This window comes from Flavobacterium sp. ABG, from assembly GCF_001027725.1.
In the GTDB taxonomy this organism is placed as follows: Bacteria; Bacteroidota; Bacteroidia; order Flavobacteriales; family Flavobacteriaceae; genus Flavobacterium; species Flavobacterium cupriresistens.
In genome coordinates this window covers 1-20126 of sequence record NZ_LEKS01000010.1, presented here as the reverse complement: position 1 = coordinate 20126, position 20126 = coordinate 1, and the positions used below count along the sequence as shown (strand labels likewise).

1 protein-coding gene and 1 pseudogene are annotated in these 20126 nt (G+C 37.6%); both read right to left on the bottom strand.

Going from position 1 to position 20126, the window contains the following annotated elements; all coding sequences use genetic code 11:
- Positions 1 to 11: 11 nt before the first annotated feature.
- Complete coding sequence (locus AB674_RS11910; protein ID WP_047776859.1) at positions 12 to 17963, bottom strand: T9SS type B sorting domain-containing protein; 17952 nt, start codon at positions 17961 to 17963, stop codon at positions 12 to 14.
- A gap of 126 nt (positions 17964 to 18089) precedes the next feature.
- Positions 18090 to 20126: pseudogene (locus AB674_RS21875) on the bottom strand (hypothetical protein); the annotation flags it as partial.

Below are 20126 nucleotides of genomic sequence, written 5' to 3'. Positions count from 1 at the left end.
CTATTATTTTGTTATCTGTATAAAGTGAAATGTCCAACAAACTCTCTCATATCTCTCTCATCATTTAGTTTAAGAACATACCAGTAATCACCAGAAGGTAATTCTATACCATTGTATTTACCGTCCCATTTTTGACCGTAACGGTATTTACCAACTTCACGACCGTATCTGTCAAAGATAGAGAACGTTAGATTGTTGTAAATATTGGTACAACCAGGACCCCATTCGGTATAACTACCGTTTGGTGTAAAATAATTGTCAAGACAAACGTCTACAAATTCTCTGTAAAGATTTAATTCAGCTTCACAACCATTCTGATCTCTAACTATAATTTTATAAGTTCCTGTTTTGTAGAATTTAAATTTGTTAGAAGATGTAAACGGTCCTCCTTCAAAACTGTATTCGTAAGCAGGAGATCCACCAGCAGCCGTAACAGAAATTACATTCATTTCCTGTTGACCGGTAGTCTCAGCTAAAGTCAATTTGGTGTAAGCTTTAACAGTGAAATCATCAGTGAACTTGAAACAGCCGTTGGCATGAATTGCAGTCACCTTATGAAGACCAGGAGCAACATTTAAAAATACCGGATTATTCGGATTTGTATTAGCAACACCGTCAAGTTCATACGTGATAAGTGATAAATCATAATTACTAGGATCCACACTTACAGTAACAGTAGCTGTTGCCTGATCGCTATCAACACATGGATAATCAATTTTAACTTTAGGGTCAAGCGTAACCGGGAATGGTAATGTTATCAACTGCTCACCAAAACAACCTTTACTGTCTATAATGTAAACCGTGTGTCCACCACCTATTAGGTTAGGGAAACTAAATACCGTTTGTCCAACTGCACCAACTGTAAATGGTCCTTTATCATTATCCAGACTATAGCTGTAAGGACCTGTTCCGCCTTTTACTTCTACTTCAAAATAACCATCTTTATCATCTTTACATAGTTCTGGTTTTGTATTGGCTACAATTTCAGTAACTACGATTGGATCCGGTTGTTTAACCTCAACATCTTTGATTATGATATAACAACCATTTTCATCCTGAACCATAACATCGTAGAATCCTGGTTTCAAGTTTACGAATTTATTATCATCAAAGAACTGTTTGAATTCAGGCTCTATAGCATATTTATAAACTCCTGTTCCACCTTGTGCATTTACTGTTATTATACCGTTATTGTAACCGTTACAGCTTATATCTGTAGCAATTGCTACTGCCGTTAAAGGTGCTTTTGGTTCTGTAATATCGATTACAGCCGAAGGTTGCTCACAATCTACACTGCTTACCTTCACGATATATCTTCCAACTTTTAAATCGGTAAAGACACCTGGTGTAAGCTGAATCGGAGCTGGAGTAATATCTTTTCCTGCAGCATCTTGTAAAGTATAGATATAGTTTCCTAAACCTCCTTTAGCAATCGCGGTAATAGCACCTGTGGCACTTCCACTACACATGATATCGATATCAACTAACTTATCAAATGTTAACGCTGGAATTACAGGCATTTCTACATAATTAGACTCCGAACTTGTACATCCGTTTGCATCTTTTACAAAATACTTGTAAGTCGTTTTAGTAGTTATAAATGGTAACGTTATATCAATTGACGAACCTGTCATTGAAATATAGTTGGTACCATCTTCACTATAGAAATAAGGTGCAGTACCTCCTGTAGCACTAAGTGTAAGAACTGGGAAAACTTTACAAGTTTCGTTCGTTTTCGTATCTAGTGAAGCCTTAACTTTTGTAGGCTCAGCAATAGTCACTGTATTAGAAGTTCCTTTACAAGTCCAACTATCATTAACCGTTACAGAATACGTTCCGGCTTTAAGTCCTGTAAATTGCAGGGCTCCTTGTGATTGTTGGCTGATTACTGTTCCGTCTACTAAAGTTCCGTTCAAAGTATACGTATAGTTACCTGAACCACCTGTTACTGTATTAATCGTAACCACTCCATTTTCGTCATCATAACAAGCAAGTAATGGTGTAGCGCTGATCACAACGTCAATTGGTTTTGGAATCTCTAACAACACTGGTGTAGAAACTTCACATCCTTTACTGTCTCTCACAAATACCGTATAAGATCCCGGAATTAATCCTGGGAAAATTCTATCTGAAGAGTAAGCCACATTTACAGGTCCTACCAATTTAAACTCATAACCACCTGGCCATCCACCTTCAGCAGAAGCTGAAATTCTACCGTCTTTATTCCCTACAGCACAAGTAATATCATCTTTAGATGCTAAAATTGTTAATTCAGCTGTTGGTCCTTCAATACTAAATTCAGTTTGAACTGGACAGAATGGAGTGCTGTTTAATGTAGCATCTACTGTATAAGTACCACTTACCAAATTGGTAAGATCTAATTTAGCCGAAGTAGTAACTCCATTACGAGTTGCACCTGATTCTTTGTGTGTAATCACATAAGTAAAGATACCGGCTTCATCTGTTGGAACAATGTTGTCAACCAATGTTAAAGTAGCGCTACCGTTAGCCTCACCAAAACAAATAACATTTTTCACATTTGAAGCTACGATTTTGAACGTATTTGGCTCATTCACTTTATGGAATTTTTCCATGCTACATCCCGTTACCGTGTTAGTCACGATAATTTTATATAGACCAACTTTTAATCCTGTAAACAATCCTGTAGGACTAGATGTAATAGGGTAAACCGTACCGTCAACACCTTCTAGAGTATACGTTAACGTTGGTAATGTTCCTATTGTTGAGATTGCCGAAACACGAATCGACTCATCGTCTTTACAAGTAATTGTAGTAACATCAATTTTTAAATCACTGATGTTAGCATATGGAGCAATAACAACACTGTTAGACTGACCTTGACAATTGTTAGAATCAAAAACAGTTACGGTGTATGTACCACCTAAATAATCAAATTCTGTAAAGGTATTTCTGCCGTCTTTTTGAACAGAAACTCCATTTCTAAAGAATTCGTAAATCACATAATTACCTGAACCTCCTGCAACAGAACCCGGGGTTACCGTGATTGTAGCATTGTTTGCGTCATTAGTACCCGCAGTACAAAGGTATTGCGTAACTGTTGGCAACAATACTGTAATAGCTTGTGGTTGAGGCACTGTAACAGTTGCTGTACCAGGACATCCTCTTCCTGACAATACACTTACGGTATATAATCCGAATGGTAAGTCATTGAAAATTGGTGAATCCTGAGCTGGTCTTGGAGTAAATCCGGCTGGACCAGTTAAACTGTACGTATATTTAGGATTATTATTTGATGCAGCTAACGTTACTGTAATAGTTCCGTCTGAACCACCATTACAAGAAACAGCTGTTGGAGCCAACTTAATTCCGGTTACCAATGTAGGAACCTCAATTTCTTTTACTACTTCTTTTTCACATAATGTAACAATATCTCTTACTTTAAAAGTATAAACTCCCGGAGCAAGATTTGTAAAGTTAGGTTGAACCTGACTTGTAGCCCAATTGTCTTTCGTATATACATAACTGTTTGGAGGTGTAACAGTACCACCCAAAGCTTCTAATGTAATCTCACCATTTGTAGCATTACAAACCGGCATAATACTAACTCTTGCACGCAACTCAAGTGGATTTAAAATCGTAACCGGAGCAGCTGCTGTTGTTTTACATTGGTTTGCATCCATTACCGTTACGGTGTAGTTTCCTGCTGCAAAAACAGTAAAGAAACTATCGTCCTGGAATTGTTTTCCGTCTAAACTGTATTTTAAAGGACCAACTCCGTTTGCAGTAACATCAATTCTATACCCTGCAGCGCTTGCACATTGGCTGGCCACTTTTACATCGGTAATTACCGGTAGAGGGTCTACAGAAATCTGTACGGTTTGGAAAGCAAAACAACCGTTAAGGTCTTTCACATAAACATCCCATGCATCAAACAATGGAGCGATCTTAGTCGTTGCAATTGTTTTAGTTCCTGATGCATCGTAGTCTGTAGCAACCGGTAAAGTTCCTGCAGGTACAAAAGCAAAGATATAATCCGGTGTACCACCCACAATAGTTGTTTTATCTACCGTAAGCACTGCTCCTTTTGTATTACAATTCTGATTAGCAACATTTACTTTCAATCCACTAATATTTAATACCGGTGGTTGTGTAAGAGTTACTTTATTTGAAAGTACGATACAAGAAGGGTATGCTGTTTGTGTAACCTCAACTTCATAATCTTTTCCTGCTGCTAATCCTGTAATGATATACGGATTGTTAGTACCTGCATTTATAGCTGTTCCTGAAGCTACAGGGGCTCCTGCAAGAAGCACTCTGTAGTTGTAAGTTCCTGTATAATTTTCAATAGTAATAGTAATTTTTCCATCACTAAACCCGTCACAGGTTACCATTGAAGAAGCATTTGCAATTACTTTCATAATATTAAATAACGGAACGTTATAAACATCAGAAAGAACAGTACATAAAGTCGTTTTATCTTTGATTAAGAACTGGTATGAATGACCGGCATCTGCGGCTATGTATTTGAACGTACTTGTTCCAACCGGAACCTGAACTACGCCACCAAACAATACACCATCTTTATATACCTGGTATTCAAAATTAGCAGTACCACCAGCAATAACTACGTTTATAATTTCACCTGCATTGGTACAATCTGCTTTAGTATCTAAACTAGTTGTAGCAGAAATCAATCTAGGGAATGCATTTATTGAAATTTGAACATCATCAACACATCCGTTTGCATCTTTCACATAGAATGTAAGAGTCTGAGCAGATTTGTTGTCTACGTTGAATACGTTCGTAGTCTTCCAATTACCAGTTGCGATATCGCTATACGTATAATCTGAAACTAAACCTGCTCCTACACCACCTGCACCAGTAACGGTAACAATTGTTGTGTTAACAGTATTTGTAGCAGAACATGTAAATGGCGAAGCAACAGCCGAAGCTACAACCGGATTTGGTTCATTAATTACCACGTTATCAGAATCTGAACAACCTCTGGCAGAAGTTACCGTAATTGAATACGTACCTGCAATTAAATCTGTAAATAATGGATTATTCACCTGAGTAACAACAGTACCAACCGTTGGCGCTGTACGCTGAATAGTGTAGGTATAATCCGGATTATTATTAGAAGCAGCCAAATTAATTAAAATTGAACCGTCTCCTGTAGTACCCTGAGTACCTGAACAACTTGGCGAAGTTGGAGTAGCAGTAAACACAACCGGAGTTGGAGCTGTCATAACAATCGCCGGAATTGGGTAAGAACATCCTTTAGTATCGTATACTGTAAATACATAACTACCTGCAGCAGTTACCGTATAGTCAGCAAAAGTAGCAGCGGCATTAGCAAATGCTACCGGTGCAGAAGGAAGTCCTCCGTTTATTGCTACTGTGTAGCTGTAAGCAGGATAACCTCCAACAGCTTTTACTCTGATTGTTCCGTCAAGAACACCTGTACAATAAAGGTCTTTTCTGTTTTCTACCGAAGCAAAAAGCTGACCATTGATCTTAGTTGTTGCAGTAGCTGTACAACCAAATATATCTCTAACTGTAATGGTGTAATCACCTGGTTTTAAACCTGGGAATGAACCACTAGTTTGCCAGTTTGTACCATCAATACTAAACTCGTATGGTGTTACTGCATGTGGCGCACCTACAGAAGTAGCACTAACGTTTATAGTTGTTGAATTATCACTTACATAACAATAATTTGAAGCATCTATTGTAATAGTTGGCTTAACCGGTGCTGTTAACGTAAATGAATCTGTTAGCACGCAACCGTTAGCATCTCTTACAGCAATAGCATAAGTTCCTGTTTGTGTAAGACCACTAAAAGTTCCGTTGGTATTTGTCAAAACAACTGTATCAGGTTGCGTCACACTAAAAGTGTAATTACCCCAACCATTCAGAGCTGTTATAACAACCCCACCAAAAGTAGTACAACCTAATGGCGTAACCACTTTACTCATCGTAAGTGCAGCAGGCGGAGCAGTAATTGTAAATGGCTTAGTCATTTCACAATTTGTTACATCATCGTACACTCTTATAGAATGCGGACCAGCAGCTAATCCTATCAGATCAATTTTTGCTGCAGTTAAACCTGTTACGGCAGCTAAACCATCTAATTCATAACGATAAGTTCCTCCTACCACTGAACCAAAACCTGATACGAAGAAAGAAGCTTTCCCGTCTATGGCTGTAGAACAAGTGATACCTGTTGTAGATTGTACAACAATATTAATTTTTGTAACGTCATTGATACGCAATGGTCTTTGGAAAATACAACCATTTGCATCTTTAACCTGGAATACGTAATCTATATTCGGTTTAATATTTCCGAAAGTAGCAACTGGACCATTATCAATCATTTCACTAACAGGTGAAACAATTTGATACGTAAGGGCACCAACACCATTATCAACTCCTGAAACAACAACAGTTGTTGTCAATTGTGTACACGTAATGGCTACTCCTGGTGTCAAATCAAAATCCGATGGAGGGTTTAATTTAAGGATATCAACAGTACCTGACTTAGCGCAACCATTTGTATCTCTTACACTAAATGGAATATTTAATTGATCCGCTTTAGTATCACTAACGTAATAAGTGTTTTTAGTAGTGAACGCACTATTGTTAAAACTATATTCATAACTACCACTACCTCCTGTTGCAGACAAAACAACTTTAGCGTCTTGTCCAACATTTGAAGGACCGCAAGTTAATGGGTCAATAACCGGAGCAGAAATAAATACTTCTGTTGGCTGACCTAAAATTACAGAACCTGGAGCTTCACAACCTAAATTATCTTTTACAATGTAATTATAAGTTCCGGCCGCAACGTCATAAATAGTTTTTGTTGTGAATAATGATCCATCAAAACTATATGTATAAGGTCCTTTCCCACCTGTAGCCGATAACTTAACACTTCCTGTACCTCCAAAACATAAAGGTTGAATAGGATTTGCAGCCGGTACAATTGGTACAATGGCGTCAATAGTTATAGGATTTGTGTCAATAGGACAACCATTTAAATCTGTAATTCTGAATACATACGTATCTGCAGCAGCTGCAGGAACCGTATAATCAAATGAGGTTACACCGGCAACAACAGTTGTTACAGGAGTAAATGCTGCAAAACCACCAAGGCCTTTCTTAACCTGGTACGTATATGGAGTTGTTCCATTTTTAACTTCAACATGAATAACAGCATCTTCAACAACAGCTCCTGTCACAGAACAAGCCAAAACTTTGTCGATAGTAGCCACCGCAATTGGCGTTGCATTTATGTTTATAGTATGTGTAATTGGACAACCATTTTTGTCCGTAATAATAATCGTTTGCATTCCGGAATTAAGACCAGAAGCTGTATAAATTAATGTGGTAAGTGGAACTGGATTTCCACCATTAACACTTACTTTATATGGCGCCATTGAAGGTGTTGGGTCTGTTACTGTAACCGTAACAGCAAATGCTCCTTCTAAAGCACAATGATTCACTACACTTAAAGCAAATACCGGATTTGGATCTAAAAGAACTTTAACTGTTTTTTCTGTAATACAGTTATTGGCGTCTTTAACCCAAACCAAATAATCTCCTGACTCCACATAGAATGTACCTGTGCTATGAGTAGGTAAAAATGAAGCTACAGTTGGTTTAGTATCATCAGCAGCATTAAAACCAATTGATCCGTTATCCGTAACAATTTGGTATAAATAAGAACCCGCTCCACCAGAAGCCTGAGCACTAACAATACCAGCCTTTGGATTACAGTTATCATTTTTAAGAGAAGACGCCAGTAATGTTAAAGGTGTTGTTGCTTCTTTTATTTCAAACATAGTTGAAGCAGCTTTACATCCAATAACAGCTCCGTTCTTTTCTGTGAATACGATATAATATCTTCCCGGAATTAATGTTCCAGGCCCTGTTGCAGGATATGTTTTAGTAAATGATGTACCTGTAATAGTCTCCGTTAATACCGGACTCATCACCTTATTATCCTGATCTCTGAAAATTTGGTAATCAACAGTCGTTGTCGATCCAGCATATCCTGTAACCGTAAATGTTACCTTACCATCACCAGCTCCGTTACAAGTAACGTTCTGAGCAGTTGGTGTTCCAACTAAACTAGAAGATGGTGCTATAGGACCACTTGCCGATTTTAAGAAATAACATTTTGTTGTTACATCATGCACCACAAATGTATAAGTTACACCCGGTATAAGAGAATTAAATGTTTTTGTACTACCATTAGGAACATCTGGTGGATAATAGGTCGTCGTATATGGAGCTACATTAGATTCTAATATTCCAAACTCATAATTTCCGCTACCAACCGAAGCAACAACCTGAACGATTGCAGTACCTCCTGATGCACAAGTCGATGTAGTTGACGTAATATTTATATCCAAATCACTTGGAGGTGAAGCCATCACTACTACTTTTCGTTGTGGGCAACCGTTTGCATCTTGCACTTCAACAGTATAAATACCAAAATTAATGATATCAAACTTGTGATCTTCTCTGGCCGTAGTTGTATAAGAATCTTGATAACCAAAATTATTTCTAATGAAATAAGTATATTGCCCTGTTCCACCAGTAACATTTTTCACTTCAATTGAGCCTAAGCTTGAACCTCCACCTGATGGATTACATTTTATTGGTTGGTCATCTGCAATAAAATCAATAGGATCCGGTGCCACAACAAATACTTGCGCCGCTCCTGACACCACACAACCTTTAGCATCACGAACCTGATAGGTGTATCCTAAACCAGTTCCTACTGCTCCCGCTAAATCTGTAAAATACCCCGTCGTATTACTTGTAACCCAATTATCAATTGTATAAGTAAACGGAAGAACTCCACCGGAAGTAACCGAAATTTGAATGGTTCCTTCTTTATTAGAAGTACATTTTGTTCCTGTCGCTACGGCAGTAATAACCGGAGGTACTGGCGTTGTAACGGTTACCGCAACTGTGCTTTCTGCCTCACATCCGCCAGAAATAACTTTGAAATAGTAATCACCAGGTGATGACGTTTCAAAAACAGTACCAACTACTGGGGAATAAGTCATAGAAGGATGTTTTCTATACTCATAAACATAAGTAGCTCCACCACCAACAGCAGACAATGTAACCTGCGCATTTGTGGTTGTAAAAGGAGCAACTATACTACAAGTAACATCTTTAACCGGTGTTACGGTAAGTTTTAATTGGTTACTGATATTTAAAACAAAAACAGGTGATATACATCCGTTATCGTCTTTAATAGTCAAATCATAAGAACCAGGTCCCGGAATAGTTTTAACTGCGTTTGAAGAGTAATTCCCGTCAACACCATATAAAATACCTGAACCTGCGTAAACAGTTCCTGACATTGTAATACTAAGATTACCTCCTGTATAACAAGTTACCGGAATCGGATTTATTGTTGGTGTTGCATCACGTACTACAGAAACAGTTCCCGTAGCCGGACAACCTTTAGTGTCTCTAACAAATACATTGAAACTTTCACCATCTACAAGCGTATTTTTAGCAAATATTCCGCTTGTATTTGTAAAATCTGCCGGGAATACCGGTGTTGGTGTTCCTGCTTTTGCAGAAACTACAGCATAATACAATGTACCTGTACCTCCAGAAGCAGTTACTGTAATTTCTGTGTTAGGCTTGTCACAGTACACTTTGGTCCCCGTCGCGCTGGCAATAGTAATTACACTTGGATTAGCAAGGTCTACAAAAGCCGTGTTACTACATTTTGTAGTTGGATTTGTTACCGTAATCGTATATATTGTTCCTCCTGGTAAGTTACTGAAAACAACAACATTACCTGTTCTAACTCCTCCAGCAATAGTAGCGTTAGCGCTGTTTTTTAACACATAAGTAAAACCTGTTGAATTTCCTCCAACAGTAAACTTAATTTTACCATCGCTTACTCCATTACAACTTACGTTTGTATCAACTACACCGTTCACATTAATTGGTGTTACATTGATAATTTCAAAATTATCACTTACTGTACAACCGTTAGCATCTGTAATAGTAAAGTAGTATTTACCAGGTGCTAAATCTGTAAAAGTGTGCGACTGCGCAACAATTCCTGTTTCAACAGGTCTTGCCGGTGCAATTGCAGCTGTTGTACTAGTGATTTCGAATTTAAATGGTGATATACCATTCGTTATTGTTACTGTTAAATCAGTATCTAATTTCGTAGGATCACAACTGATTACTTGTTGCTGTGCAAAAATCAAAGCACTTGGTGGTTTTAATGCAAGTATAGTAGTAGTTGCTGTTGTTGTACAATCATTGGCGTCTTTTACTGTAATTGTTACCAAACCAGGCTTATCGGTTGTAAATGTATTTGAATCTACAAACCCTCTTCCATCACCATAATCGTATTTGTATTTTCCTCCTGTAAATGGAGTACCATTAATTGCCGTTACAGTGACTGTAGCAGCTTCTGGTGCATTTGCCGGGCCACATTTTAATTTTGTTGCATTAGCAGTAGCACTCAAAGCAATCGCAGGTTCTGTAACTGTAACGGATACAGGTAGAGAAGGACAGCTTTTTGCATCTATCACAGTAACACTATATGTTCCTGCTTTTACATTTGTAAATACATTACTTGTTGTTTGTGAAACTACTGAACCTGTTGTTGGTGCAGTTGGTGTTAAAACATAGGTATAACTTCCTGCAACAGGATTTGTTACTACCGTAATTGTTCCTGTAGCGCCTCCTTTACATTTTATAGCAGTAGGAGTTGCAGAAGTAACAATCGGTTTTACCAATGTGTTTATCTTTTGATTTACAACTGCTGAACAAGTTTTAGTGTCTGAAATCTCAAAATAATAAGTAGCAGCACTACTAACCGGATGCGTAAACGATGTTTGTCCCGTCGAAAGTGTCGTGAAAGGTTCCGAAGTAAATGTACCTGTTGTATTAACTCTGTATTTATAATTTGGATAACCGCCCGCAATATTAAATACACTAATTACTGCATCCGGTGAACCAAGAGAACAATCCAAATCTTTATCTATCTTGATACTTGCTGTTATTGGTGAAGCAATCGTTGGCACTGTTAAAGTTTCATAACACCCTGTAAAAGTATCTGTTACAAGTATTTTATGATCCCCAGGAGTTACATTTGTAAACGTTCCATGATTCTGAGTGGTTCCGTTGTCTAACTTATAGACATAGTTTGGTGCTGCATTAGGAGATACTTTTATGGTAGCTCCGGCTCCTTTAGCACAAAAATCTGAGGTTACATCTATTTTTACGTCTATAGCTACTTTATCATTGATCGTGAAATCTTGAGTTTTTGAACAGCCATTTAAATCGGTTACGACAACAGAATACGTTCCTGCTGTTAAATTATTAAAAGTTTTAACCGTTTGTGTAATAGCAGTACCTGCCGGAGCAGTTGGTGTCACTACATAAGTGTATGGCAACCAACCTCCAACTGCGTTTATGATAGCGGTTCCTTTTACCTTACAAGTAACATGCGTTAATGTTGGTAAATTTAAAGCTAAAGCTACTGTCGGTGCTAAAATATTTACCGTTTGCGTAGCAAAACAAGTAGTTGCTGTATTAGTAACAATAATTGAATGTGTACCTGCATTTAAATTTGGTACAGAGATCTCAAATGAAGTTCCTGCTGCCGGAGATGTTCCGGTTTGAACTGCCCCAGAATCTACTGTATAACTATAAGCTACACTATTCCCCATTCCTGAAACGGTAAATATGGCTGATCCTTTAGAATCTCCCAAACACATCACATTGATTTGTGATTTAACTGTTAGCGAAATAGTTGGCAATGAGGCAATAGAAATTTCTTTCTCGAATTTACAATTATTTGCATCTGCTACTTCAAACTTATAAGTAATACCGGCATCTAAACCAGCGAATACGTTACTTGGCTGATAAGCACCAACTGTAGGTAAAAGCATTCTATATTTTAACCCTGTAGTTGGCACAGCAATTCCTGCTGCATTGACAACATTTGAAATGGTTACATCCGCTTTATTAGTTGGACAAGTTACTGCTGTAGGAGTAAGTGTCATTCCCTTAGGCGGGTTTAACGCTACTATAGTTCCCGCAGGAATTGTTTTAGGACATGATTTGGCATCTGTAATAGTTACGGTATAAACACCCGCTGCTGTTAAATTACCAAATACATATGTTGATTGTGGACCGGCTACTGCTACTCCATCTTTATACAATGTAAACTTATAAGAACCATTTCCACCAAAAAGACTTGCACTTGCAACTGTAATAGTCGCAGGATTATCGCAAGTATATGGGGTTGTTATTGAAGCTGTACCTGCTAAATCTGCAGGTTGGAAAACCTTAAACGAGTACGATTTGGTACAACCTTTATCATCTTTAACGATATAAGTATAAGTAGTACCAGCAACTGAACCTACCAACGGACCATAAGTATCTGTAGTAGTAAAGGCTCCAACACCATTAAACTGGTAAGTAAACGGAGCTACTCCTGTTAAACCTATAAGTTTAACTTTACCATCGTTAGCTCCAAAACAAGTTACATTTTCTACTTCTTCTTTTCCTGTTACAGCTACTTTACCGTCAACTTTTCGGTCAATACTAAAAGTACATTTGTTAGCGTCTTCTATATCAAAAGTATATGTTCCGGCTGTATCTGCAGAATAGGTAAAAGTTGGTCCTGTAATAGTACCACTTGTAAATAAAATAGTAGCACCTCTTTTAACCACATACTTATACGGCGCAGTACCACCTTCTATAGTAACTTCTATAGTAGCATTTGGCGCAACCGGGTCACAGCTTAGTGTATTTTTAATTTCTGTTTTCGCCGTAATTTTGGCGTCAATTTTTTGGCTTACTGCAAGAGCTTCACAATTATTATCATCTGTAATTAAGAAGTCATACGTTCCTGTAGCCGTTGCCGTGTACTTAAAACTTGGCCCTGCAAAACTAGGACTAGGATCGCTGTAAGTTCCGCCGTTAACTTTTACCTGGTAAGTATATGGTCCTATACCACCGTTAATAGTAACCGTAATTTCCGCTTTATTATTATCAAAACACAAACCTGTATTGGCCACTACTTCTGCTGTAGGTTTTACCGGTTTATCAATAATTAAATCTGTACCTGTAGTACCCGGACATAAATTTCCGTCTGTTCCGGTTACCGTATAAGTTCCTGGTGGGATATTCGTTAGTATTCCATCCGCTGGGAAAGTTTTAGTAAACGGTGAATTTTTATCTTTTAATGTTACAACATAAGGTTCAACCCCTCCGGCCGCCGTTACTGTAACGGTTGCATTGGTTTTACAATTTGCAATACTTGCTTTAGCTGTTAGAACGAATGGAGTAGGTGTCGTAATTTTTGTAAGTATCGTAACACTACAAAGTATTCCTGACGGTGCTGCAGGGTCATCGTATCTTACACGAACATCATAGTCACCAGCTGCTTTACCTGAAATATCGACTTGAGCAGTTGTTGATTTTGCCCATGTCGCTCCTCCATCTATGGAATAAAAGTAACCTTTCGCTGTATCGAAATTTTCAGCAACAATACTGAAACCACCATCTTTGTCTCCGTTACATTTTATATTTTTAATTCCTTTTACAGTAGCTGTAAATGCTTTTTTATCTTGAATAATAAGTTTAAGCTTCTGCTCAGACAAACATGATTTTGGTAATTGATATACCAAAATGTCATCAACAGCCAAATCACTACCTTCAGAGATTGCAACGTTTGTTTTAATTACAAAATCCAAATCTTTATTATTCCCTGGATTTATTGTCAACTCAAATTTATTCCATTGCTCGTTTGCGGAAATTTTAGCGGTCTTTACTGTAGCTCCTGGAACTACAGAACCATTTTTATGAAGTTCAATTGTTAAATCCGGAGCTTCTTTTCGAGTAGTCTTTTTCAACAAGTTCATAGCATAAAAAGTAACCTTAACATCCTGATCAGGTATGATATCGTGTATTGGTTTACTGTATATGATTGTTCCTTCAGGAATATCTTCATCCTTACCACCAATATTAATTGCTAAAAATCGTCCGTCTTTTATATTAGGGGTGTTATTTAATACCGCTGTATGATCTTTTGGTAATACCCATCCAAAATAAAGATTATGTGCTGCTAATAATGCCTTTGTAACAACATACTCTCCGTCATTAAGTAAAACCGAATTAAATCGGGCGCAATCAACCACGTTATCTTGTCTTTCAAGACAATAAACGGTATTAATTCCAGGGGAAGTTGTATCAGGTCCATTGCTGAAATCTTCATTTAATAAATTACTGAAAGTTGGAGCACCAACTAATTTATATTTTACAATAATATCGTAAGTACCGGCCGGAACATCTTTAAAGACATTTGGTGGCACATTAGTATTTAAGGTTGTTCCTAAATAATACTCATAGGTATAAGACGTACTTGGATCGGTTGTTACGGTAACCGTAGTGGTTCCTTTTCCGTCACAAGTATAGGCTGTTGGTTGTACAGTGAAAACCGGATCAGCCGGTTTCGGATCTAAAACAATACCCGACATTTCATAAATACAATCTGCAGCATCCTTAATCAATAAAACATAAGGTGTGGCTCTTGGCTCTACATAAGCCTGATTTGAAGTAATCCATGTACCTCCACCATCAAAACTATAACGGTATAAATTTGGCGCAGCGAAAGGAATACCTCCCTGAGCATTTGTAATTCTTACCAATCCTTGGTTTTCATGACCAGTTGGTCCGCAACCTGATAATTCGGCAACTCCCGCTGATGCAGTCAATTTTGATGCTGGACCTCCAACAATTACTTCTCTGGCCAGATCAAAACATTCATCTGTACCATAAGTATATTTAACGATTACACTGTATTTACCCGGATTCAGGTTAGTAGTAGGCGATGTAGTATAAGCACCACCATCTACATTATAAGAAACTGTATAACCAGAATTTGATGGCGTAACCACCATTGAAATTTCACCTCCGTTATCATTATAACATTTACCATTTTTGGTATTGAATGTTACAGTAGGTTTAAGAATATCCGTAACTTTTATTGGTGGTATTGTAACACGACATCCCTTATCATCTACTACCACAATATTGTATTCTCCACTAGCCGGTAAAGGTCTTGTTACCGGAATTTTAGGATCTGTAACATAATCTGTACTACCATTTACATAGTATAAATAATAAGGTGGTGGTCCTGGTCTTGGAGTTCCACCGCTTACTGATACTAAAATTTCACCATTAGCACAAGCTGTAAGTGGTTTAGTAAGATTAGCCGAAGCTGTTAAACGATAATCGAAAACTTCTATTTCGTCGATTTTGTTACAACCATTATGATTTGTTGTGCTTAAAACCTCATACTTACCTGGTGCAACACCTGTAAATGTTACATAATTATTATCAATAAGTCCTGAATTCTGAATCTCAACAGTACTTCCCACTGCTCTTAAGATAAATCTGAATTGACCCGGTACATTATTAATAACCGCTTTTACTGTCCCTAATTCACCGTTACAACGTGGATGTGTTGCTGTAATTTCTGTGCTAAAAATAAGTTCTTCGACATTCACTTGAACATGAAACGGACAAGATGAAATTTCTCCGTTTACAAATACAGTCTGTCTGATCTGAACATCATAAGACCCTTTCGCTAAATTATTAAATACATTTGAAGCTTGGTAGTTTACACCGTCAAGACTATAAGAATATCCGGTATTTGGAAGCGGGTTTGTAACCGTGATCGATCCCTTAGTATCACAAATAATATCTTGTTTATCTGCTTTTGGATCTAGTAAATTTTGATATACATTAAAATAATAAGTCGCGATACAAGTATTACCATAATTCACTACAAGTCTAAAGACACCAGGTCTGTCGGCAATATAGTCAGGTCCGGTTTGAACAGTTGTCCAGTTTGTTGCTCCTTCATAAGGACAGGTATCCGGGCCCGGAGTTGCCGGAAGATCTTTAGTTTCCTGCCAAACAATACTTTCTGCTCCAATAATTCCGGTCACTAATGGTCTTTTATCGTTTAAACCACATAAAAAGATTTTAGGAAAAGGTTTACCGTCTCGCACACAATTAATCACCTCACCTGTTAGAGGATCTATGTTGTCTCCTTTAATTGGATTTTTCTTAGCTCCTGTAAGATAATCAATTACGTTAAAAGTTTGTATGATGTCTTTACAATCTACCGTACCACTATTTTCGACAGTATAAGTTCCAGCTTTAGTTACTGTTACTTGCTGATTATTACCCCCAAAAACAACCCCATTTTTGTCCTTCCATACATAAGTAGTATAACCACCCGCTGCTTTTAGAATGGCACTATCACATATTGATACATCCTTTATAAACTTACAATCATCAATACCAACTAAGAAATTGGTCGATGTAGGCTCTCCAACATTACAGGAAGAAATAGTAGAAAAACTACCTTCACCAAATCCTTCCGGACTGGTATTTTTATCTCCATAATATTTAGAAATAGCCGTGTTTTTTATTTCATTAGAACAGGCATCCACTAATTCATTGCAATCTTTTACGACTCTAACTTTAAACTTAAGAATGTACTCTGCTCCATCTGCAGGAACAAAACTATCCGGTATACTAAATACCAGTGTTCTTGTTGCCGCTGTATAAGTAGCATTAATACCCGGATACGTTTTTAAGATATCCGCTGTACCATTAAAAATTACATTATTAGGAAGAACGTCGGTAATAGTAAACCTTTTAGCATTGTCATTACCTTCATTTCTAAATTTAATTTCATATCTAAGTTCCTGATCCAGTTTTACCGGTTGCGATCCTATATTATTATCATCTTCATCTAATACATTCTTTTTAAGTACTATTTTCGGAGCGATAATTTCTACCGATAATGCATTAAAAAACATAAAATAAGAGTCTCCTGATGTACTAATCCTAAGCGTAGCATTGGTCTCATCATTCTGCATTATTTTATTCTTATCATTATCAACCTTAATAACACCGGCATCATAACCTAATGTATTTCTACTGGCTGGTTGTCGACCCGCCAGAATAATATCTCCATCAGTTATGGTACTGTTAAAAAAGTTTGGCTCACTGAATGTGATGGGTCTCACTAGAGATTTAATCGGTCCGTAAGCAGCTGATTTTGCTCCTTTAATGAAAAGACCATCACCTGTAATTCTATTATCCCCTTCTAATGCACTAAAAGCTAATTTTACATTTACGTCTCCAAAAGGATTCGTTCTAAAACCCGAAATAGGAATATCTAATGGTGCATCAGTACTTCTGATAATACTAAAACCATCAAAACTGGTAATATATTTACTTGGAAGCAACGGATCTTTATAAATCACAAAAATAGACCAACCGGCAGAATTACCACCGTCACCATTTAAGATCCCCTCAGAACATACTAAATCAGCTACTGTATAAACACCTTCTTTCGCTGCTTTAACTTCGTCAGTAATGTCTTTAAAACAAGCATATGGCTTTGATTTATATACATCCGTAACACCTGTACCTCCTTCATCATAAATTAGTGTACCGGTAATCGCTTTATAAGCAGCACCTGCTTCAGGTGTTTTTAATCTAACTTGATTGATTTTGCTTCGATCAGATCCTTGATAGGTTCCTGACCAATATAAAGCAGCATAAACAATTTCAAAACAGCTTTTACTGGCTTGTGGAATTGTTAATGTTGCAGAACTTGAATTAAAGCTGGTTTCATTGTCGATATCAATATTTCGCATATCGAATCGGTCATTGTACTGACTTCCACTACCAACATCATTATACGCATCATTTGGCTTTTGCCCAGTTCCGTTATCTCTATTTAAGATATTGTTTCCAATAACTAAAATATCTCCATTCAAACTGGTCGTATATCGCGAACTGAAGCTTTTTCTTAACTGAGAATAAGAAGAAAAACTTAGCAATAACAGTACAACTGCGATTAACGTTTTAAAAATAGTAGGTTTTTTCATAGTCCTTTTTATTTACTTAAACTTTATTCTCTAAGGGGCATTAGTGAATAAAAACAATTAGTATTTTAAAATTTTATTATTTAGACTCTTCCCAAAAATTAAGAAGGGCACAACTTTTTATTGATATTAATTTTCCACTTTAGCGATAACCATTTTCCCATTGTATGGTTTGCTGCCTTTAGCTTCCAGTGCTTTTTGAGCATCTGATAATCCTTCGAATTTATCGTAATAAATGTAATATTTACTTGTTGTCACATTATAAAAGAAATTCACATTTGAAACTCCTGAAGCTACTGCTTTGGCAAGGAATTCATCTCTCTTCTCCACACTGCTGTGTACAGCAACAATTAAATAATACCCATTGTCAGAATTTTTAATATTCTTAATAATCTGCATGTTTGACTGATCTTCTCCAAAATCAAAATCACTTGCTGTTAGTGGTGTATTACTTAGTTTTGTTGTTTCTTTTATACGTTTAAGAGCAGCCAAATCCTGTTCATATCTTCCTTGATCATTTTCGTATGCAGCTCGTTTAATTCTACGTTTTTTCTCAATTTCAGTTTCTGCCTTAATACGTTCTAAATTGGCAAGTAAAGCTGCACTGTCTTGTTCCATTTTAAGCTGTGCTGCTTTCAACTGATTTATTTTCTCCAAATAAGCTTTGTTTAAAGCATCATTTTTATTTGGTACTTTTTTAAGTCTTTCGTTGTATAAATTTGTCAGTTTAGCAATCTCGTCTTTTTGTATTCTGTTTGCATCAGCCAATTGTGATTTTAAAGCTTCTAACTGACTGTTTTCAGCAGCAACACTTTTGAACGGTTTAGGCTCTTTGTAGATCCCTTTATCGCTTAAGTCATTCTCTTCTCTTAAGTCGTCCAAATCTTTTTGTTTGTTGGCTACCGTTGCATTAAACTGTTCCAATAAATCACTTTGTGTTTTTCCTGAAGCATCTAAAGACTGCGTTAAATTGTCAATCGCTCTTGCTGTATCATCTTTCGGTGCTGAAGCCGCTTTTGCTGCTGCTACTGCTGCTGCATCTGCCGCTAGTTTTGCTTGTAGCGCTACCGCATCAGCTTTGGCTTTGGCATCTGCTAATAATTTTGCTTCACGTGCTTCTTCAGCCAGTTTTAATTGTCTTGTTTCTTCTTCAGCTTGTAATTTTTCATTTGCTTCTGCATCCGCTTTAGCTCTGGCATCTGCTAATAACTTAGCTTGCGCTGCTTCCATATCTGCTTTAGCTTTAGCATCTGCTGCTAGTTTTGCCTGAAGTGCTTCTGCATCGGCTTTAGATTTGGCATCAGCTTCTAATTTCGCTTGTAATGCTTCTGCATCGGCTTTCGCTTTTGCGTCGGCTGCTAATTTCGCCTGAAGTGCTTCTGCATCGGCTTTCGCTTTGGCGTCTGCTGCTAATTTCGCTTCTAATGCTTCTGCATCAGCTTTCGCTTTGGCGTCTGCTGCTAATTTTGCTTGTAACGCTTCTGCATCGGCTTTCGCTTTAGCGTCGGCTGCTAATTTCGCTTGTAATGCTTCCGCATCAGCTTTCGCTTTGGCATCTGCTTCTGCATCGGCTTTCGCTTTTGCGTCGGCTGCTAACTTAGCTTGTAACGCTTCTGCATCAGCTTTCGCTTTGGCATCGGCTGCTAACTTAGCTTGTAATGCTTCTGCATCCGCTTTGGCTTTGGCATCTGCTGCTAATTTTGCCTGGCGCTCTTCTTCTTCTAATTGTAATTTTTTAGCTTCTGCATCAGCTTGTGCTTTGGCAGTAGCTTCTGCATCCGCCTTAACTTTAGCATCTGCCAATAACTTAGCTTGTAATGCTTCCATATCCGCTTTCGCTTTGGCGTCAGCTGCTAGTTTTGCTTGTAGTGCTTCTGCATCGGCTTTCGCTTTGGCATCAGCTGCTAATTTCTCTTGCAATGCTTCTGCGTCGGCTTTCGCTTTTGCATCGGCTTTGGCTTTTGCGTCTGCTGCTAATTTCGCTTGTAATGCTTCTGCATCGGCTTTGGCTTTAGCATCGGCTGCTAGTTTTGCTTGTAATGCTTCTGCATCTGCTTTGGCTTTTGCATCAGCTGCTAGTTTTGCTTGTAGTGCTTCTGCATCTGCTTTTGCTTTTGCATCGGCTGCAAGTTTTGCTTGTAATGCTTCTGCATCCGCTTTGGCTTT

Bases quoted from the DNA above. Each gene is read 5' to 3' on its own strand.
- AB674_RS11910 (WP_047776859.1), bottom strand. From the start codon at position 17,963: ATGAAAAAACCTACTATTTTTAAAACGTTAATCGCAGTTGTACTGTTA.